Raw genomic sequence first — 14,532 nt, 5'->3', positions numbered from 1 at the left:
CTCACCCCTTATTCCCTATTTTATCATCTTTACATGAAAAAGTCTGCCGGTAGGCAGACTTTTTCGACAAGCTGAGGAGCGCCCCTGCGGGGCGCTCCTTCGCGCTTAGTTGAAACTGGTAAAGCCCAGGTCGCTCAAGGTGAAACCGTTGGGTTTGAGGATTTCCTTCCTCAGAGCCATCAACCAGATTTTCACAGTTTCCGCGCCGTTTTTCTCGTTGAATGACTGGGAACTTGAACTCCCGCTAAAGCTGTCAAAGGACAGAGCCGCTGTCTGACTGGTGAAGCTCGCCGGATTAATCCGGAATGTGCCGGTATCGCCAAAGCTTCCCAGGATGCTGTCGGTACTGGTCGAATTCCTGTAGGAGCCCCGATAGGGTCCTCCGTCAGGGGACAGCTCCAGCGTGTAGAAGGTCGAGCCCGATATCGAATAGCGCCCGCTGGAATAAGAAGCCCAGCTGGCTTCCAGGGTCACCCGCCCGGTGTCCGGGTCGGCATAAATCAGATATGTCCAATCCTTATTGGTACCAAGTGAACCTAAGATGTCCAGGTAGCAGTAGTACTGCCCTTTAAAATCGCCATAGGTCTTCTTCTTGCCGTTGGCCGTCACGTAGTTGGCCAGGAACTCATAGACGGAGCCTCTCTCCTCTTTTGCTTCCCGCGCCTCCTTCAAATCCGCCACATACATATCGTAAACAGGGCTGGAAGACGCTTTTGTATACTCATAATGACGCCGGTATTCCACTTTTTTGAGCAAATCTTCCATATACTTGAAACCAATCCGGTTGTTCTCCAAGTCTACCTCATCAATATAATATGCGCCCAAATATCCGTACCCCCCAGCACTCACTGGATTATCCGGAGTAACTGTAACACTGTATTTTTTCGGTTCCAAGTCCCCTTTCCCCCACCGCTCATGAGTGCCGCTCCAGAATATTGCATATGGATATGTCTTTGTCTCATCAACGCTATCCTTTGGCGTGTAATCACTCTGGAAGTCTGTAATCGTACCAGTATTTAAGATATAATTTACATAATCTGACCCTATGGCATGTCTGCACTCTGTGATCTGATTTCCGGAGATAATCAGGTCAATAACTGTATCATCACCCTCAGCGTGCCAAATACCCTGCAATTGATCCAGGGTCAGTTTCCCGTCACTTGCCGGGGCGGTGGGCTGAGAAGCCCCGCCGGTCTCAATGAACACGCCCCGGTCGGCAGTCCAATCCACCTTAAAGCCCAAAGCGCTCCCCAGGTCACGGAGCTTGAAGTAGGTGTAGTCGCCGCCGGCGTCGTCGGTGAGGATGATGGACTCCAGGCTGGCGCTCTGGCCGTTGACCTTCACGGCCCCGGAGCCGTCGCGGTAGGCGCGGTCGCCGGAGTAGGGGGTGGTCATCTCCCCGCCGGCGTCGGCGTAAGGCTGGCCGGTGGTGACGGAGATAGAGCCGTCATACCCCACAGAAAACTGGGCCTTGGTTCCGTTGAGCACGTGGGCCACGTCCCGGAGCTTGACATAGTTGGTGGGGTTGCCGGCGGCGTCCTTGAGGGCGTACATCTGGAACTCCACTTTTTTGCCGTCCACCTCCACGGCCTGGGTGGAGGCGTAGGCTGTCCCCCCTGCCGCGAACGCCGCGGGGACCAGGGACAGCGTCATGGCTAACGCCAGCGCCGCCGAAAGGATTTTTTTCATTGTACCATTCCTCCGTTCTGTTTTTGGGTTCAAACAGGACCCTGTTACTATATATTGTAACAGGGTCCTGTTTGTTTTTCAATATGCTGGCTGCATAGGGTTTGCGCTTTATTTTCTGCTCCGCACCCGGTCCACCGCCTCGTGCCAGCCGGACAGCAGATTTTCCCGCCGTTCCGCCTCCATGGCAGGCTCATAGAGCCGGTCCAGGGTCCAGCTGCCCCGGATGTCGTCCAGCCCGGACCACACGCCGGTGGCCAGACCGGCCAAACAGGCGGCCCCCAGGGCGGTGGTCTCCCTTATCATGGGGCGGCGGAGAGGACGGTTCACAATGTCCGCCTGGAACTGCATGAGAAAGTTATTGGCCGAGGCCCCGCCGTCCACCCGCAGCTCCCGCAGGGGGATGCCGGTGTCCTCCTCCATGGCCCGGAGAACGTCGGCGGTCTGATAGGCGATGGACTCCAAAGCCGCCCGGATCACGTGGTTGCGCCCCGCCCCCCGGGTCAGGCCCAGGATGGCCCCCCGGGCGTTCATGTCCCAGTGGGGCGCGCCCAGGCCGGTGAAGGCGGGGACCACATACACCCCGGCAGTGTCCGCCACCTTATTGGCAAAGTACTCGGTATCAGAGGAGTCGGAGATTAGCCCCAGCTCGTCCCTCAGCCACTGAATTACCGCTCCGCCCACAAAGATGCTGCCCTCCAGGGCGTAGGTCACCTTGCCGTCCAGGCCGGCAGCTATGGTGGTGAGCAGGCCGTTTTTGCTGACAAAGGGGGTCTCCCCTGTGTTCATCAGCAGAAAACAGCCGGTGCCGTAGGTGTTTTTGGCCTCCCCCGGCTGAAAACAGGTCTGGCCAAAGAGGGCGGCCTGCTGGTCCCCGGCAATGCCGGCAATGGGCACCTCCACCCCCTGGATGTTCACTGTCCCGTAGATTTCGCTGGAGGATCGGACCTGGGGCAGCATGGTCATGGGAATATCCAGCCGTTTGCAGATGCCCTCGTCCCACTTCAGGCCGCGGATGTCATACAGCATGGTCCGGCTGGCATTGGTGGGGTCGGTGACGTGGACCTTCCCGCCGGTGAGCTTCCAGATCAGCCAGCTGTCCACCGTGCCGAAGAGAAGTCTTCCCGCCTGGGCCTGTTCCCTGGTTCCGGGCACGTTGTCCAGAATCCACCTGATTTTAGTGGCGGAAAAGTAGGCATCAATAAGCAGGCCGGTGCGGTCCTTCATGTAGTCCACAAAGGCGGGGTCAGTCTTTAGCGCCTCGCACAGTCCGGCGGTGCGGCGGCACTGCCACACAATGGCGTTGTACACCGGACGGCCTGTCTCCCGGTCCCAGACAATGGCCGTCTCCCGCTGGTTGGTGATGCCAATGCCCGCCAGCTCACGGACATCCACCCCGCTCTGGGCCAGCACCTCCATCAGCACCCCGTACTGGCTGGACCAGATCTCCATGGGGTCGTGCTCCACCCAGCCGGGTTTTGGGTAGAACTGGGTGAACTCCTTTTGAGCCATGGCCACGATATTCTGCTCCCGGTCGAAGAGGATGCAGCGGCTGCTGGTGGTGCCCTGGTCCAGGGCGGCGATATAGCGCTTTTCCATGTTTATCCTCCGTTTCGGTCAATAATACTGCCGTAGTCCCTTCTACCATACAGGATACGCCTGATCTGCACCGTATCTCCGCGGACCACGTAAAAAACCAGATAGCTCCCTACGGTCAAGCAGCGGTAGCCCCTGGCGGCCAGCGCCATATCCCGCAATCTGGGGCACCGCTCCGGCATTCGGGACAGGCTGGCGATTTCCTCTGTCAGTCTGTCATAATACCCAAAAGCGGCCTGGGAGGACAGGGTATTCAGATAAGCAATGATATCCCGCAAATCCTGCTCGGCGGCAGGATAAATTTTGACCTTATAGACTTCCATGTATCTGTTCCCTCAACCGGCGAGCGGCGGTCAGAAAATCCTCCCCTTCCGCTCCGGAGGCGATCTCCTGCTCGGCCACAGCCAGCTTTCCATACAAGTCAATCAGAGCCTGCTGACGCTCGTACTCCTCTATGCTGACCACCACCATGTCCCCACTCCCATTGCGGGTGATATAGACGGGCTCTCCGGTCTGACGGCAAAAATCGGAAATTTCATTGGCGTTGCTGCGCAAATCAGAAATCGGACGAATATTCGGCATACCGCCACCTCCTTATCATCAATATTATAGCAAAATTTTGAGCAAATATCAACATAAATTCCGCAGACCAGAAACAGCAAAATGGGGCGCGCCGGCGGCGCGCCCTCTGTTATAGTCACTCTTCAATCAGCCACAGCTTTCCGGGAGAAAGCTCAACAGTATAATGCTGGCCCGGCTGAGTCGAAGTACAGATACCTGACAGCTTCTCTGGCCCCACTCCACTTTGAATCCCCTCCGCTGGGAGACACAGTCGAGCACACCCCGCCGGCTCCCCGCCTTTGCTCACGAGTTTCGCTATAATTATACCGTCTATCACGGCTTTATTTTTACCGATTTTATATACCTGCTCACTTGAAGCGCGAACCGAAACAACTACCGCCCCTGTTTCACTCTGCTCTATCATCGGCCTGGTAATTTTCATTGCTGCGAACAGCTCTTCCGCAGGATGCTTCTCATCAACAAGTTTTATCTTTGCCATCTCAATCTTTTTGCTCCATTTTGTTTTTTCCCGCAACAATTCTAATAACTCATTCCCCGCCGTTGCCATCTCTTCTTGCACTGGTTCCAAGCTCACTTGTCTTGCGGCGTTGCGTGCCCGTATATCCTGATTCTCCTTCTCTATCCTTGCCGCTGTCATAGCAGCCGGAACCACCCCGCCAATTCCACTGGCAATTCCAGCCGAAACACTCCCATCCTTTTCTTTCTCCTGCATAGCCTTGGAAAGAGCCTCAGCGGCATTGATTGCCCTGCTGGTGCTATCTATGCAGTTCCTATAATATTCCACTTCTTTTTTGCATAAATAGACACGTTTATCCCGCGGCGGCATCTCGGATATTTTCTTCTCTTCGCTCTCCCGTTTCAGTTCGCTGCTCCGCACTTCATTCCATTTTTTATCTTTTTCAGCTTTATTTCGATCTTTTACGCTTTTCTCCCCAATTTCAAACAGTTTTTCCGGATCGATATCAAGAATTTCAAACTCCACCATATCAGCAATCAGCAGCTGCAGCCGCTGGCGGTCGGTGCTGTCGGACAAATTCTTGATTCCTTTCTTAATACACTCCTTGTAAAACTCTTCAGCTCGCTCTGAAGAATACTTCCGGCTTTCCATTATATTAAGCCATACTGCCGACCAAATCCAGGGCACTCCAAAGATACCTATGACCACGGAAACGACAATCGGTATGAATGAAGGCCTAAACGGATCATACAGCATAGAGAGAGCAGCAAGCATCCCTAGAAGCCCGCTCATTATAAAGACAACAAGAATTATCAAATTTCCCGCCATTTGACTCATCAGCGACCAAAATGCCCACATCCATTTTCTGCCCATAACCATACATCCTTTATTTTTATTTAGAACACACCTTATCCTTTGCGTAGCAAAGGATAAAAGGGTACCCTTTTATGTGTATGATACCTCGAATAAACAACGGTTGCAAGTGTGCTGTCTGCATAGGGTTTACATAAAGTTCGGAAGCCTCTCAACAAACCTTACCACGCCGCAACCGTCCCGTCGCACCGGGGTTCAGTGCCGCCGACAAGCAGGCCGTTCTCCGTCCGCCAGATGATCTGGCCCCGACCCATGTTGATGCGGTCGTCGATGACCTCCACCTCGTGGCCCATGGCCGCCAGTGCTTCGGCAATCTCCGGACCGGCCTCCCGCTCCAGCTGGATGTGTTTCCCTCCGATCCACTGCACCCGGGGGGCATCCAGGGCCTCCTGGGGGTTCATGTGGTAGTCGATGGTGTTCACCAGCACCTCCACATGCCCCTGGGGCTGCATAAAGGCCCCCATCACGCCGAAAGGCCCCACGGCCTCCCCGTCCTTCAGCAGGAAGCCGGGGATGATGGTGTGGTAGGACTTCTTCCCGCCCGCCAGACAGTTGTCGCTGTCCGGGTCCAGAGAGAAGTTGGCCCCCCGGTTCTGGAGGGAAATACCCGTCCCGGGGACAGCCACCCCTGCGCCGAAGATGGTGTAGTTGCTCTGAATCCAGGATACCATGTTGCCCTCGGCGTCAGCGGTACACAGATAGATGGTGCCGCCGCAGGAGGGGTCTCCCGCCTGGGGAGTCAGCGCCTGATCCGTAATCAGCGCCCGGCGGCGGGCGGCGTACTTCTCCGACAGCAGGTCCTCCACCCGGGTCTTCATGTACCGGGGATCGGCCACGTAGGTTTTGGTGTCGGCAAAGGCCAGCTTGATGGCCTCCATGATCTTGTGGTAGGTACCGGCGCTCTCCCGCTCCGGGGAAAGCTCCAGCCCGTTGAGGATGTTCAGCGCCATCAGCACCGTAATCCCGTGGCCGTTGGGCGGGATTTCGCAGACGGTATAGCCCCGGTAATCCGCTGTAATGGGCTCTACCCACTCCGGATGGTAGCTGCGGAAGTCGTCCTCAGCGAAATAACCGCCGGTCTCCCGGCTGAACGCCACGATTTTTTCCATCAGCGGCCCCCGGTAGTAGCTCTCGCAGTCCGAGGCGGCCAGCTCCTCCAGAGTTTGTGCGTACTCCTCCCAGCGGAACAGGTCCCCCGCCTGGTAGGGGGAGCCGTCCCCCTTCATAAAGGACTGCCACCAGTAGGCGTGGGGAGCGGGATTGACCTCCATTGCCCTTTTAATGCGCCGGGAATCTTTGGCCCACTGATGGGCCACGTTAACCGGGACCGGCACCCCCTCCCGGGCGTAGGAAATCGTCGGGGCAAACAGCTCGGCAAGAGGCTTGCTCCCGAAGCGGCGGTTCAGCTCCGCCCAGCCGGCGGGCGCGCCGGGGACCATGGTGGGCAGCCAGCCCTCCTTGGGCATCTCTGTAAAGCCAAGTCCCCTGACAGTCTCCGCGCTGAGGGCCGCCGGAGCCACGCCGCTGGCGTTAAGGCCGTAGAGCTTCTTTTCCTTCTCCACCCACACCAGGGCGAAGGCGTCGGAGCCCAAGCCGTTGCCGGTGGGCTCGAACAGGGGCATCCCCGCCGCCATGGCCACAGCGGCGTCCATGGCGTTTCCGCCGGATTTCAGCACTTCCAGCCCCACCTGGGCCCCCAGGGGCACCGAGGTGCAGGCCATGCCGTTTTTGGCAAAGACCACATTTCTTCGGGAGGGGTATGTATACTTGCAGGGGTCGTACTGGGACATTTGAGTCAGCTCCTTTTATTTTTCTGATGGAGTCATTATACAAAATCTTTGGTAAAAAGGCAACAAAAGAGACGGCACACCTAACCAGTGCGCCGTCCCTTCTTTCCGCAATTTTTTATCATTTCTCTTCTTTACTGCGCTCAGAAAATAGGATAGATTCTCCATCACTGTACATCTCGTAGGACCAAACATATCGGAAGTTGGAAACACGAAACAGACCGCGCAAATTTTTTTCCTTCATCTCGGAGACCAATGTCTCATATGCCGGTAACCCAGACGCACCGGAATCACTTATGGCATCCTGTATTGTGCTTCCAAAATTATCCAGCCATGCCATCCCTTCGCCCATGTTAACAGGCACAGTCTCTTTTTCTGCCTCCGCAAAATGGATGGCCCTCATTTTGTAATGCAGGCCACCGTCTTCCGATTCTTCCATATAGTCCATCACTTCATTCAGCATCTGAATAGCTTCTTTCGACCAATCTCCGCAAAGCTTTCCGCTGACATCATAGTCACCCGGGCCAAAATCATCCTTAACAGCAAACCGACTCCCATCGCTTGTAACTTTGTAATAATTCGTATACCATTCGTCCGGTTCGCCCTCATACTCCTCGTCCACCGAAAATTTGATTGCGGTCCCTTCGGATTTCATGCTGTCCAACAGCCGCTGGTGAACGGCTTTGTCAAAACCTATGCGTTTTTCCAGCGGGGTCCAGCCGCCGTCTATCAGTTCCTCACTATCTCCATTTGCAGAAAAATCAACGAGCTCATCAAACTGAATTCCATTAGAATTTCCATCAAGTTCTATAACATCGCCGCTTTTTGAAAATGTGGCCTCATCAAAAAAATCCGCATACTCACACCAAGCACCCCACCAGCCATTCATTGCGGTGTTGAGGTCATGGATGGCTTGCTCTGTCCACTTCCCTTCCATCTCTATCACAATTTTCCAATCCAGCATCATCGACATTTTATAAGTCCTCCTTCTATTTATTAAATAGGGATTACTTTAAAAATGATAGCACACTTGTTCGGCCTTGTAAAGTATGCTGTCTGCATAGGGTTTACATAATAAGGGACGCACCCGGCAGTACGTCCCTTGTCAAGCTTTTCTATTACAATCCCTGGGCAATCATAGCCTCGGAAATCTTCTTGAAGGCGGCAATGTCGTTGCCGGCAATGAGGTCGTCCCCCAGGCCGTACTGGGCGGCCGCCGCGGCGGAGGCATCGTAAATGGAGCTCATAATCTGACGCAGCTTTTCATCCACCTCGGCCCGGGTCCAGTTGTAGCGGATAGAGTTCTGGGCCATCTCCAGGGCGGACACCGCCACACCGCCGGAACCAGAGGCCTTGGCCCCCGCCGTGAGAATCTTGGGGCTGAGGCGCAGCAGCTTCATGGCTTGGCTGGTGGCGGGCATATTGGCCCCCTCCACATAGTAGCGCACGTCGTTGGCCAGGATGCTGATGGCGTCCTCCACGTCCAGCTCGTTCTGGGTGGCGCAGGGGATGACGATATCGGTCTTGACCTCCCAGGGCTTTTTGCCGGGGAAGAATTCCACCCCGAACTCTCTGGCGTAGGCAGACACCCGGTCCTGTCCGTTGGCACGCATCTCCAAAAGGAAGTCCAGCTTTTCCTGAGTGGTGATCCCTTCCGGGTCGTAGACATAGCCATCCGGTCCGGAGAGGGTGACTACCTTGGCCCCCAACTCCGCCGCCTTGCGGCACACGCCCCAGCTCATGTTGCCAAAGCCGGACACAGCGATTGCCTTGCCCTCCAGGCAGTCTCCCTTGCTCTCCAGCATCCGGGCCAGGAAGTAGACCGTGCCCGAACCGGCGGCCTCCAGCCGAACCTTGCTGCCGCCGTAAGTCAGGCCCTTGCCGGTGAGGGCGGAGCTCTCCGCTTTGCCCAGCAGACGTTTGTACTGGCCATACAGATAACCGATCTCCTTGGCCCCCACCCCAATATCGCCGGCGGGCACATCGGTGTCCGCGCCGATATAGCGGTACAGAGCGTTCATAAAGGACTGGCAGAAGCGCATAATCTCCCGGTCGCTCTTCCCTCTGGGGTCAAAGTCGGCTCCGCCGGAGGCGCCGCCGATAGGCAGGCCGGTGAGGGCGTTTTTGTAGGTCTGCTCAAAGCCCAGAAACTTGACCACGCTGGTGTTTACCGAGGGATGGAAGCGCAGTCCCCCCTTGTAGGGACCGATAGCGCTGTTGAACTGCACCCGGTAGCCGTGGTTGGTGTGGGCATTGCCTTTGTCGTCCACCCAGGGCACCAGGAAGGTGACCATCCGCTCCGGCTCCACCATGCGGGTAAGCAGGTCCAGCTTCTCGTAGCGGGGGTCGTCCAGGGCGGGGTCGATCATCTCCAGCCAGGTCTCTACCGACTGGAGGTACTCCAGCTCGTTGGGATACTTGCGGCGGAGCCCTTCCAATACGCGGGCTGCGTAGTTATTCATAGAGCACCCTCCTTACACCAGGCCGTAGGCCAGCATGGAGTCGGCCACCTTCAGAAAGCCCGCGATATTGGCCCCGGCCACCAGGTTCCCGGCCATGCCATACTGGGCGGCGGCGCTGGCGGCGTTGTGGTACAGGTCGGTCATAATCTGTTTCAGCCGGTCATCCACCTCCTCAAAAGTCCAGGAGAACCGCATGGAGTTCTGGCTCATCTCCAGGGCGGACACCGCCACACCGCCAGCGTTGGAGGCCTTAGCGGGGGCAAAGAGCACGCCGGCCTCCTGGAAGGCGTCCATGGCGTCAGGGGTGGAGGGCATGTTGGCTCCCTCGGCCACGGCGAAGCAGCCGTTTTGAATCAGGGCCTTGGCCCCCTCCAGGGGCAACTCGTTCTGGGTAGCGCAGGGCAGGGCAATATCACAAGGGATGTTCCAGATATTGACACAGCCCTCATGGTACTCCGTACCGGGCTTGCGGGCGGCATACTCCTTGATGCGGGCCCGCTCCACCTCCTTGATCTGCTTGATGAGATTCAGGTCAATACCGTTCTTATCGTAAATATAGCCGTTGGAGTCAGACATGGCCACCACCTTGCCCCCCAACTGGGTGGCCTTCTCACAGGCGTAGGTGGCCACATTGCCCGAACCGGAGATGACCACCGCGGCCCCCTCAAAGCTCTTGCCGGCGGCCTTGAGCATGTTGTCGGTGAAGTAGCACAGGCCATAGCCAGTGGCCTCCTTCCGGGCCAGAGAGCCGCCGTAAGTGAGACCCTTGCCGGTAAGCACGCCGGTAAACTCGTTGCGCAGCCGCTTATACTGGCCGAAGAGATAGCCGATCTCCCGGGCGCCCACACCGATATCGCCGGCGGGTACGTCGGTATCGGGGCCGATATACTTGAACAGCTCGTTCATAAAGGACTGGCAGAAGCGCATCACCTCGGCTTCCGACTTGCCCTTGGGATCAAAGTCGGAGCCGCCCTTGCCGCCGCCGATGGGCAGGCCGGTAAGACTGTTTTTAAAGGTCTGTTCAAAGCCCAGGAATTTAATGATGCTCTCGTTGACCGAGGGGTGGAACCGCAGGCCCCCCTTGTAGGGGCCAATGGCACTGTTGAACTGGATACGGTAGCCCCGATTGACGTGTATATTGCCCTGATCGTCCTCCCAGGGCACACGGAACTTGATGGTGCGCTCAGGCTCAACCAGGCAGTCCATAACGCCCTCCTTTATCAGCTCAGGCCGGGCATTTGCCACAGGGGCCAGTGAGGTGAGCACCTCCCGCACCGCCTGGTGAAACTCCTTTTCACCGGGGTCACGCTGGATCACCCGCTCCATCAAACCGTTTAAATACTCATTTTGAATGCTCATAGTCTGTTCCTCCCGAAAGTTGTTTTGTCGAATCCTGCTTCGACCTCTCTCCTGCTGGGGTATTACCACCTTACCACGTTCATTTTTGCAAGTCAACTTTTATTTTCTTTCATTTTTCAAGTTTGTTTAATTCATTAAAGTATTAGCGTATCAGCAAATCGCTTTCGTCGTTTTGACGTGGATTTTTACTGTAAAAAAGACACCTCCAAGAACTTTGCCCTTGGAGGTGTCCGTTATTCCATATTGTCTGGCCGGTCTTTTTCTGTTTAAGCTTTCAGCTTGAAGCGTCTGGTCTGCTCCTCCATGCGCTGTACCTGGGTAAAGAGCTCAGCGCTGACGGCGGCGGACTCCTCACTGCTGGCGGAGTTGCTCTGGACAACGGCGGAGATCTGTCCAATACCCTCGGTGACCTGGGCAATGGATTCCGCGTCACTCTGCACTGCCTGGGCAATGCCGCTGATAGCCTCGTTGGACTTTGTAACCAGCTCCAGGGTCTTGCCCAGGGTCTTAGAGACTTCATCCACAATGTGGCTGCCCCGCTCGGTGGCCAGGACAGAGTTTTCAATCAGGCCCTTGGTAGCCTTGGCCGCCTCGTCAGACTTGGATGCCAGATTACGCACCTCGTCAGCCACCACGGCAAAGCCCTTGCCGGCGGCGCCCGCCCGGGCGGCCTCCACAGCGGCGTTCAGAGCCAGAATGTTAGTCTGGAAAGCGATATTCTCAATGGTGGCAATAATCTTCTCGATCTGCTGGGAGGCTTCGGTAATGTCCTTCATGGCGGAGATCATGTCTTCCATCTGCTGGCCGCTGATGGTCACCTGCTCACCGGTGAGACGGGCATTTTCCTGCGCCTCAGCGGCGGCGCTTACATTCTGCTTCGCGTTCTGGGACAGGGTATCCAGGGTGGCATACAGCTCCTCCACAGCGCTGGCCTGCTCGGTAGCGCCCTGAGCCAGGTTCTGTGCCCCGCTGGACAGGTGCTCCGCGTTACCGGACACCTTGTTCTGGGCCTGGCAAATGCTGTCAATAGTGGCGGACAGCCGGGTGGTCAGAACATCAATAGACTCCTCAATCGAGCGGAAGTCGCCGATAAAGGGGGTGGCGGTCTTCACGTCGAAGTTGCCCTTGGCCAGCTGTTCCATCACCCGGTTCAGATCCCAGATATAACCTCGGATCAGCTCCATGGCTTTTTCCAGGGTACCGGCCAAATCGCCCAGCTCATTGTCACCCGGGTGCTCCAAAGCCAGGTCCAGGCTGCCCTCATGGAGGGGCTGAACCTGACGGGTAATGTGCAGGATGGGGGCCAGGATATTTTTCAGCACATACAGCACAAGGCTGATCAGGCAGAACAGCGCCAGCACCAGACAGACAGCCGTGATACCCTGCATCAGCATAACGGTGCTGTGCATCTCCTTAGTGCTCGTCTCATTCAAGGCGTTTCCCCGCTCAATCACCTGGTCCAGCTTGCCCACCAGGGTGGTCAGGTTGGACTGGATGGTATCCTGATAGTAATTCTGAGCCTGACTGAGGCTGGTGCTCTTCAAGTTCAGCACATATTCAGCGGACTCGTGCAGAGACTTATGCAAGGGCTCCATCTCGTCCCGAAGGGCCAGGATCGTCTTATCCGTGGTCCCCGCCTCGCCGTAGAGCCACTGGCCCAGCACGCAGGTGGTAGGGTCCTTGCTTCCGGTAAATTCGGTACCGGCGTAGAGGGCGTTGCTCAAGTTCATAGACCACTTGTAATGAGCGGTCTCGGCGGTCTGGGCTCGGCTGAGCAGAGCCACGGTAGCCGCACTGTCCTCCTGCATCCCCTTAATCCGCAGCAGATTAAAGGTGGTAACCCCGCTGAACAGTAAAATGGACAGCAGTGCCGCAGCAACACGGATAAAGACTATTTTTTTGATACTTTTGCGCATAATTACATCCTCACTTCTTTGTTGAGTGCCACGCATGGCGCAGTCAGGCAATTTAATCAGGCACCTTAGTATATCATACAAGAGGGAGCTATTTCAATACTTTTCTTACAATTCCATAAAATCCCGCTCCGCTTGTATGCTCAGCCATACAGGCCGTGGTACAGGGCGTACATGGCCCGGAAGAGGCGGCGCTCTGTCTCCTCATCCAGGTCCACAAAGCGGCATCCGTATTCAAAATATCCGCCCTTTCTGTCGTCAATGCGCAGCACCTGACAATGCAGAGGGACATCCCGCAGCTCCAGCAGCTGATCTATCTGGAGCAGCAGGCTGTCGCCCACATCCCGCCGGGCCTGGGTGCCGATACAGACGCCGCCCATACCCATGTTTTTGATCTGACAGTGCTCCGCAGGCACAGAGGGACGGTCCGCTAAGGTAAAGTCCCCCTCCATATTGGTATTCACACGGATATTGGCCCGGTGCTCGTCCATATGGTCCACCAGAGTAAGATGCTCCGCCTGCCACATCTTGTTGGGGCCCGGACGGATCATTCCCTTCATAATCACCGTCCGGTTTTCCTTGCTGCTGTAGCCTCGCAGAGTCACGTTCAGCGGCTCGTCCGACCGGGCCATCAGGCTGCCGTCGGCCCCGGGCTCCAGCTGGGCCCGGTCGCCCCGCAGCTCCAGCAGCTTGGCCACCAGAAAGACCCGGCCATCTCCGCTGGTCACCTCTACCCGCATCCCCGAGTAGACGTCCAGGTCCTCCCTCATTGCCCGCTTGTGGGCCTCCTCCGCCCGCTTCTCCTTGGGGCTCTTCCAAAACTTGTCAAACAGTCCCATTATGTATCCCTCTCCCGTTTTTTAGTCTTCGTTAAGCTGCTCCAGCTTATCTGTGGACCAGATCACCTTGTTTCTCCCCATGCGCTTGGCATCATACAGCATACCGTCCGCAATTTTTAAATATGTATCGTAGGAGTCCTCCAACCGGGGCACCACTGTCACTCCCCCAATGCTGACAGTGACCCACTGAGCAGCCTCCGGGGCGTGGGCAATGTGCAGCTTCTCCACCTCCCTGCGGATCTTTTTCATCTGATTAAAGGCGGTCTTTGCATCACTGCCCAGGATAATGGCCACAAACTCCTCCCCTCCGTAGCGGGCAAAAAAGTCGGTGCTCCGCCGCAGAAATCCGGTGGCCGTCGTGGCCACGGCGCAGATAACCTGATCCCCCGCCGGATGGCCAAAGGTATCGTTGTAGGTTTTGAATCTGTCAATATCAAACATACACAAAGAGATGGGCTGCTGCATACGAGCAGCCTCCTGCCATTTATCATGGCAGGTGATGTCATAGCTGCGCCGGTTCGGCACTCCGGTCATGGGGTCAATCATGGACTGCCTCTCCACCTGAGCCCGGTAGCGATAGAGCTTGATGTGGGTATTCACCCGCGCCCGGACAATGGGGGCGTGATAGGGCTTGGTAATGTAGTCCACCGCCCCCAGCACCAGCCCTCGCTCCTCATACTCCGCATCCGCCAGACTGGTAATGAGAATCACCGGAATCTGCTGGGTCACTACCTCCTCCTGCAGCTTTTTCAGCAGGTCAAAGCCATCCATTCCGGGCATAATCACATCCAGCAGCACCAGGGAAAATTTCCCTATCCTGGCCTGATGAAGGCCTGATGCAGCGGTATTGGCTGTGGTAATGTCATAATCCTTCTCCAGAATGGATTTCAGCATGTCAGCCTGGACTGAACTGTCGTCAATGATTAGGATTTTATCCCGTTTTTCCATATCTCTGCTCCTTAATTCAACATCATCAGA

Annotated in this window: 12 protein-coding genes; all 12 read right to left on the bottom strand. The window is 56.3% G+C overall.

The window, feature by feature from the left end; all coding sequences use genetic code 11:
- Positions 1–105: 105 nt before the first annotated feature.
- Positions 106–1,689: a hypothetical protein gene (locus NFS22_RS19185; RefSeq protein WP_251319335.1), complete on the bottom strand. Its 1,584-nt coding sequence runs from the start codon at positions 1,687–1,689 to the stop codon at positions 106–108.
- A 108-nt stretch (positions 1,690–1,797) separates the two neighbouring features.
- Positions 1,798–3,285: a glycerol kinase GlpK gene (glpK, locus tag NFS22_RS19180; RefSeq protein WP_251319334.1), complete on the bottom strand. Its 1,488-nt coding sequence runs from the start codon at positions 3,283–3,285 to the stop codon at positions 1,798–1,800.
- 2 nt (positions 3,286–3,287) lie between these two features.
- The gene (locus tag NFS22_RS19175; protein WP_251319333.1) at positions 3,288–3,605 is read right to left on the bottom strand and encodes a type II toxin-antitoxin system RelE/ParE family toxin; all 318 of its coding nucleotides are present in this window, start codon (positions 3,603–3,605) and stop codon (positions 3,288–3,290) included.
- Positions 3,592–3,864, bottom strand: a complete 273-nt coding sequence (locus NFS22_RS19170; RefSeq protein WP_251319332.1) for a type II toxin-antitoxin system Phd/YefM family antitoxin — start codon at positions 3,862–3,864, stop codon at positions 3,592–3,594. Before NFS22_RS19170 ends, NFS22_RS19175 begins: the two co-directional genes overlap by 14 nt.
- Positions 3,865–3,979: 115 nt before the next feature.
- On the bottom strand, positions 3,980–5,194 hold the full coding sequence (locus NFS22_RS19165) for a hypothetical protein (protein WP_251319331.1): 1,215 nt from the start codon (positions 5,192–5,194) through the stop codon (positions 3,980–3,982).
- Positions 5,195–5,355: 161 nt separating this feature from the next.
- Complete coding sequence (locus tag NFS22_RS19160; RefSeq protein WP_251319330.1) at positions 5,356–6,984, bottom strand: gamma-glutamyltransferase family protein; 1,629 nt, start codon at positions 6,982–6,984, stop codon at positions 5,356–5,358.
- A gap of 118 nt (positions 6,985–7,102) precedes the next feature.
- Entirely contained in the window at positions 7,103–7,954 is an 852-nt protein-coding gene (locus tag NFS22_RS19155; protein ID WP_251319329.1) for a hypothetical protein, read from the bottom strand.
- A 145-nt stretch (positions 7,955–8,099) separates the two neighbouring features.
- Positions 8,100–9,443, bottom strand: a complete 1,344-nt coding sequence (gene gdhA, locus NFS22_RS19150; RefSeq protein WP_251319328.1) for an NADP-specific glutamate dehydrogenase — start codon at positions 9,441–9,443, stop codon at positions 8,100–8,102.
- 12 nt (positions 9,444–9,455) lie between these two features.
- Positions 9,456–10,802 carry an NADP-specific glutamate dehydrogenase gene (gdhA, locus tag NFS22_RS19145; RefSeq protein ID WP_251319326.1) on the bottom strand — a complete coding sequence of 449 codons (1,347 nt, stop codon included), beginning with the start codon at positions 10,800–10,802 and terminating at the stop codon, positions 9,456–9,458.
- 266 nt (positions 10,803–11,068) lie between these two features.
- Positions 11,069–12,718: a methyl-accepting chemotaxis protein gene (locus NFS22_RS19140; RefSeq protein WP_251319325.1), complete on the bottom strand. Its 1,650-nt coding sequence runs from the start codon at positions 12,716–12,718 to the stop codon at positions 11,069–11,071.
- Between the two features lie 140 nt (positions 12,719–12,858).
- Positions 12,859–13,554, bottom strand: coding sequence for a PilZ domain-containing protein (locus tag NFS22_RS19135; RefSeq protein ID WP_251319324.1), 696 nt, complete (start codon positions 13,552–13,554; stop codon positions 12,859–12,861).
- 21 nt (positions 13,555–13,575) lie between these two features.
- Complete coding sequence (locus tag NFS22_RS19130; protein WP_251319323.1) at positions 13,576–14,502, bottom strand: GGDEF domain-containing protein; 927 nt, start codon at positions 14,500–14,502, stop codon at positions 13,576–13,578.
- Positions 14,503–14,532: the final 30 nt, after the last annotated feature.

Origin of the sequence: Flintibacter muris (genome assembly GCF_943192995.1) — a bacterium.
Taxonomy (GTDB): Bacteria; Bacillota; Clostridia; order Oscillospirales; family Oscillospiraceae; genus Lawsonibacter; species Lawsonibacter muris.
The sequence above is the reverse complement of the archived record's forward strand: the minus strand, read 5'-3'. Positions and strand labels throughout refer to the sequence as shown.